Raw genomic sequence first — 4,550 nt, forward strand, 5'->3', positions numbered from 1 at the left:
CCGCAAGAAGGAGATGGTCAAGAGCCCGCTCGACGAGATCAGCGGCATCGGTCCCGGCCGCAAGCGGGCATTGCTGCTGGCATTCGGCACCGCCAAGGCGGTCAGCCGCGCGGCCATCGAGGATCTGCGGAAAGTCGACGGAATTTCCGAACAGGTGGCGAAACTGGTCTACAATCATTTCCACGAGAGTTGAAAAATCCGGCACTTTCATCTGGCCTGTCGAATCTGGCCTGTTGACCCCCTACATTCGCATCTGATTTGAGTAGGCAGGCAGAAAGAGTTTCCCAGACATGGCCAAGCGCGCGTTCAACCTGCCCAATATGCTCACCTACGCCCGCATCGTCGCGGTGCCGCTGGTGGTGCTGTGCTTTTTTCTCGAAGGACATCTGAAGTCGAGCGACTTTGCCCGCTGGTCGGCGCTGATCATCTTCCTGCTCGCCTCGATCACCGATTATCTGGACGGCTATCTGGCACGCGCCTGGCAGCAGACCTCCAACATCGGCAAGATGCTCGACCCGATCGCCGACAAGCTGCTGGTCGCCACATGCCTGCTGCTGCTGGCCGCCGATACCGATCGCCATGCGGGTATTGCCGGCTGGTCGTTGTGGGCGGCGATCATCATCCTGTGCCGTGAAATCCTGGTTTCGGGCCTGCGCGAGTATCTGGCGGCGCTGAAAGTCTCGGTGCCGGTGACGCAGTTGGCAAAATGGAAAACCGCGATCCAGATGGTCGCCATAGCGTTCCTCTTGGCCGGACCGGCCGGCGACAAGATCTTTCCGCTGACCACGCAGACCGGGCTGGTTCTGCTGTGGATCGCGGCGTTGGTCACGCTCTACACCGGCTACGATTATTTCCGCGCCGGCCTCAAGCACATCATGGACGAGTGAGATGACGACACGGCTCATCTATTTTGCCTGGGTGCGCGAACGCATCGGCATGGCTGAGGAGGATGTCGACCTGCCTGCGGGCATCGAGACGGTGACCGATCTCCTGCGCTGGCTGAAATCGCGCGGCGATGGCTACGAGCACGCTCTGCAATATCCCGACGTGATCCGCGTCGCCATCAACCAGGAACATGTCGAGCACCGCGAGAAGATCGCGGGCGCCCGCGAAATCGCGCTGTTCCCGCCGATGACCGGGGGCTGACATGAGCGGCGCGGTCTTGCCTGTCGTGCGCATTCAGCGCCAGGATTTTGACGTCGCCGCCGAGATCGCCAGACTGACGCAAGGCCGCGCCGATATCGGCGCCGTGGTGACCTTCTCCGGCCTTTGCCGCGACGAGCAGGGCGCGCTCTCAGCGCTCGAGCTCGAACACTACCCCGGCATGGCCGAAGCGGAAATCGCCCGCATCGCTGTTGAAGCGGTCGAGCGTTGGCCATTGCAGGGGCTCACCGCCATCCACCGCCACGGGAAGATCGCGCCCGGCGAGAACATCGTGCTGGTGGTGGCAGCCTCGGCGCATCGCCATGCGGCGTTCGAGGCGGCGAATTTTCTGATGGACTATCTCAAATCGCGCGCGCCTTTCTGGAAGAAGGAGCATCGGGCTGACGGCTCGGAGGGTGGCTGGGTCGAGGCCAAGGAAGCCGATGCAAGCGCCGCGCAACGCTGGTATCAGTCCGAATAAGATCCGCCGCAGCCATGCATTGACCGCAATCCTTTGGCCAATTGGCGGGATTGGTCAGCCTCGGCATTGGCAGCCCGGGGCATTGGCAGCCCGGGGTGAGGGAGATGGTCATGCTGGACAGGATCGCGGAGTTCTTGATCTTCGGTTTCGTGCCTCTGGTCGTCGGCATATTGGCCGTTCCGGAGCAGTCTGTTGCCACCGAAAGGGCCGTGAGAGGCGAGGTGATCTATCGCGAGCGCATTGCCTTGCCGCCCAGTGCCGTGCTCTCCGTCCAGCTGGCGGACGTGTCGCTGGCCGACGCGCCGGCCACCATCATCGGTGAGCAGCAAGTAAAGCCGGCAGGCCAGGTGCCGATCAGCTTCGAGATCAAATTCGACCCTTCGGTCATCCGGTCGCAGATGACTTACGCGTTGCAAGCCCGCATCACCGTCGACGACAAGCTGCTGTTCATCTCCGATATGCGCCATCAGGTCGATCCGTTGGCCGACGTGCCGCAGACCATCATGCTGAAGATGGTCACCCCGAGTGCCGAGCCGACGGCTTCCGTCTTCGACCAGCCCTGGCTGGTCGACTATATCGACGGCATCGGCGCTATTGCTGCCCCGCAAGCGACGTTCAGGGTCAGCGGGGCCGGCAAGGCGGGCGGCAGCGGCCCCTGCAACACCTACTTCGCCACCGCCAAACTCGATGGGCAAACGATCGCGATCAGGGACATCGGCTCGACCTACAAGGCCTGTGCGCCCGAGGTGATGGCCGAGGAAAAGGCGCTGTTCGATGCGCTGGCCAAGGCGGCGTCATACCGTGTCGATGCCGGCAAGCTCATCATATCAGACAAGGATGGCCGCGAGATCCTGCGCTTCAGCGCCGCTAGCTGACCCCCAACGAAAAAGCCGGCGAAACGCCGGCCTTTTCACGTAATCCAAGGTCTGGACTATCGGCTCAGCCGACGATCTCGGTGTCCGAGAACCAGTACTTGATCTCTTCTGCCGCGGTCTCCGGCGCGTCGGAGCCGTGCACCGAGTTTTCGCCGATCGACAGCGCGTGAACCTTGCGGATGGTGCCTTCGGCGGCGTTGGCCGGGTTGGTGGCGCCCATCACTTCGCGGTTCCTGGCAATGGCGTTCTCGCCTTCCAGCACCTGGACGACGGTCGGTGCCGACGACATGAATTCAACCAGTTCGCCGAAGAAGGGGCGGTCCTTGTGGACGGCATAGAAGCCTTCCGCTTCGCGGCGGCTCATCCAGACCCGGCGCGAGGCGATGACGCGCAGGCCTGCCTCTTCCAGCATCCTGGTGATGGCACCAGTGAGATTGCGCCGGGTTGCGTCCGGCTTGATCATGGAAAATGTGCGTTCGAGCGCCATGGGTCGTCCTTGTCTGAGAATGGAATTGAGAGTGGCGGGCTCTATACAAGCCGCCCGGCCCATTGCCAAGGGGTGAGGCCAAAGGGGTGAGGCCAAAGGGGTGAGGGATGGTCCGCGAAGCGGACGGAAAGCCAATTGCTTGGCTCCGAGCGACGAACGGTGAAAGCCCGGTCCGCCTTCGGGCGGATTGAAAGGTCCAGTGGACCTTTCAAAGGGTTTGAACGCCCGAAGGGCAGGGAGCGATAGCGAAGGGCAGGCCGCTGCGCTTTTCTGTGCTCCCGAAGCCGAGATCAGACGGCTACACAGCAACGCGTTGCTTGCTATACTCGCGTGTCGGCGCCGCGCTGAGGTCGGGCCGTATGGAGACACCATGACCATGACAGACGATCGTCAGGAACGCATTCGCAACCGTGCGCACCAGCTCTGGCTGCAAGAGGGCCAGCCGGCTGGACATCATGAGCGCCATTGGCATCAGGCGGCCGCCGATGTCGACCAGGAGGACGCCGGGGGCAAGTCGGCGGCCAAAAAGCCAACCAGGAAGGCAACTGGCGCCGCCAAGGCAAAGGCCGCCCCCAAGGAGGCAAAGGCTGCCACGAAGGCCGGCAAGCCAAAGAAGGCGGCGGCCAAGTAAGCTTTACGGCGTCAAGCCGCGGCGGCGATCTTTCGTCCCAGCCCGCCATGCAGGTCGAGGCAGCGGGCGAACCACTGCGCCACCACGTCGCCGTCGTCGAGCAGTTGGTAGGGCGAGGCTATGCGCGCCCATTGCAGGGCGCCGAAGACGATATAGTCGCTGAACAGCGGCGCCGCGCCGCCGATGAATGGCTGATAGGAGAGCATCGAGCGCAATGGCTCCAGCGAGGCTCTGAAATTGCCGAGCCCAGCTTCCCTGGCGGCCTTCACCTCCTCCAGCCGCTTGCCAAGACGCTGCTCCCGGCTCTGGCGGAAATAGACGGCGTTTTCCGCGTCCTGCATGGCATGGAGGTCCATGATCGCCGCGGTGGTCACGTAGGGATGAATGGTCACTTGCGACCAGCGTTCGACGAAGCGCGCCATCGCCTTGCCGCCTTCACCGCCAAACAGCGTCGGCCGGTCCGGATAGGCCTCATCGAGATAGAGCGCGATGGCGAAGGAATCCGCGACGACCGTCTCGCCGTCCCGGATCACCGGAACGGTTTTCGAAACGCCGCCCTCGACAGCGGGCACCTCGAGAAAGCGCGTCGGTACGGTCGATATGTCGAGCCCCTTGTGGGCAAGCGCCATCACCACCTTCCAGCAATGCGGGCTGAACGGACGTGTGGTGTCGCGTCCGACGAGATCATAGAGCAGAATGGTCATTGGCGGCGGCGTTCCTGCGGGTTAGGTAGGCCCCGCATCGACGTGAGCCGAGGGAAGCCATGAGACAGCATTTCATGATGTTTGCGGCCTATAATCAATGGGCCAACGGTCGCATCTATGATGCCGCCGCCGAACTCGATGACGAGGAATTCAACCGCGATGTCGGCGCCTTCTTCGGCTCGATGATGGGCACGCTCAACCACCTTTTGACGGCCGACCGGATCTGGAT

At 62.8% G+C, this 4,550-nt stretch carries 9 protein-coding genes; 7 read left to right on the forward strand and 2 right to left on the reverse strand.

Going from position 1 to position 4,550, the window contains the following annotated elements; translation table 11 throughout:
• From EN750_RS19980 to EN750_RS20000, 5 genes are all read left to right on the forward strand, one after another.
• A partial coding sequence (locus tag EN750_RS19980; RefSeq protein ID WP_145967785.1) for a helix-hairpin-helix domain-containing protein occupies positions 1-193 on the forward strand: 193 nt, incomplete at its 5' end.
• A gap of 97 nt (positions 194-290) precedes the next feature.
• Positions 291-887 (forward strand): CDP-diacylglycerol--glycerol-3-phosphate 3-phosphatidyltransferase, encoded by a 597-nt coding sequence (gene pgsA / locus EN750_RS19985; RefSeq protein ID WP_023673449.1) that lies wholly within the window; start codon positions 291-293, stop codon positions 885-887.
• 1 nt (position 888) lies between these two features.
• The gene (gene moaD, locus EN750_RS19990; RefSeq protein ID WP_127267618.1) at positions 889-1,146 is read left to right on the forward strand and encodes a molybdopterin converting factor subunit 1; all 258 of its coding nucleotides are present in this window, start codon (positions 889-891) and stop codon (positions 1,144-1,146) included.
• 1 nt (position 1,147) lies between these two features.
• Complete coding sequence (locus EN750_RS19995) at positions 1,148-1,624, forward strand: molybdenum cofactor biosynthesis protein MoaE (RefSeq protein WP_127397430.1); 477 nt, start codon at positions 1,148-1,150, stop codon at positions 1,622-1,624.
• A gap of 110 nt (positions 1,625-1,734) precedes the next feature.
• Positions 1,735-2,499 (forward strand): YbaY family lipoprotein, encoded by a 765-nt coding sequence (locus EN750_RS20000; protein ID WP_127397431.1) that lies wholly within the window; start codon positions 1,735-1,737, stop codon positions 2,497-2,499.
• Between the two features lie 64 nt (positions 2,500-2,563).
• Here the strand turns inward: EN750_RS20000 and ndk are convergent, their stop codons facing one another.
• Positions 2,564-2,986: a nucleoside-diphosphate kinase gene (ndk, locus tag EN750_RS20005; RefSeq protein WP_013532476.1), complete on the reverse strand. Its 423-nt coding sequence runs from the start codon at positions 2,984-2,986 to the stop codon at positions 2,564-2,566.
• A 370-nt stretch (positions 2,987-3,356) separates the two neighbouring features.
• On the opposite strand from ndk, the gene EN750_RS20010 reads away from it, so the two are divergent.
• Entirely contained in the window at positions 3,357-3,617 is a 261-nt protein-coding gene (locus tag EN750_RS20010) for a DUF2934 domain-containing protein (protein ID WP_127397432.1), read from the forward strand.
• A gap of 11 nt (positions 3,618-3,628) precedes the next feature.
• On the opposite strand, the gene EN750_RS20015 is transcribed toward EN750_RS20010, so the two are convergent.
• Positions 3,629-4,321 carry a glutathione S-transferase family protein gene (locus tag EN750_RS20015; protein ID WP_127397433.1) on the reverse strand — a complete coding sequence of 231 codons (693 nt, stop codon included), beginning with the start codon at positions 4,319-4,321 and terminating at the stop codon, positions 3,629-3,631.
• A gap of 59 nt (positions 4,322-4,380) precedes the next feature.
• Between EN750_RS20015 and EN750_RS20020 the strand changes: the two genes are divergently transcribed.
• The coding region (locus EN750_RS20020) for a DinB family protein (protein WP_281062310.1) at positions 4,381-4,550 on the forward strand (170 nt) is incomplete at its 3' end.

The sequence above is a fragment of the Mesorhizobium sp. M7A.F.Ca.ET.027.03.2.1 genome (genome assembly GCF_003999175.1).
Taxonomy (GTDB): Bacteria; Pseudomonadota; Alphaproteobacteria; order Rhizobiales; family Rhizobiaceae; genus Mesorhizobium.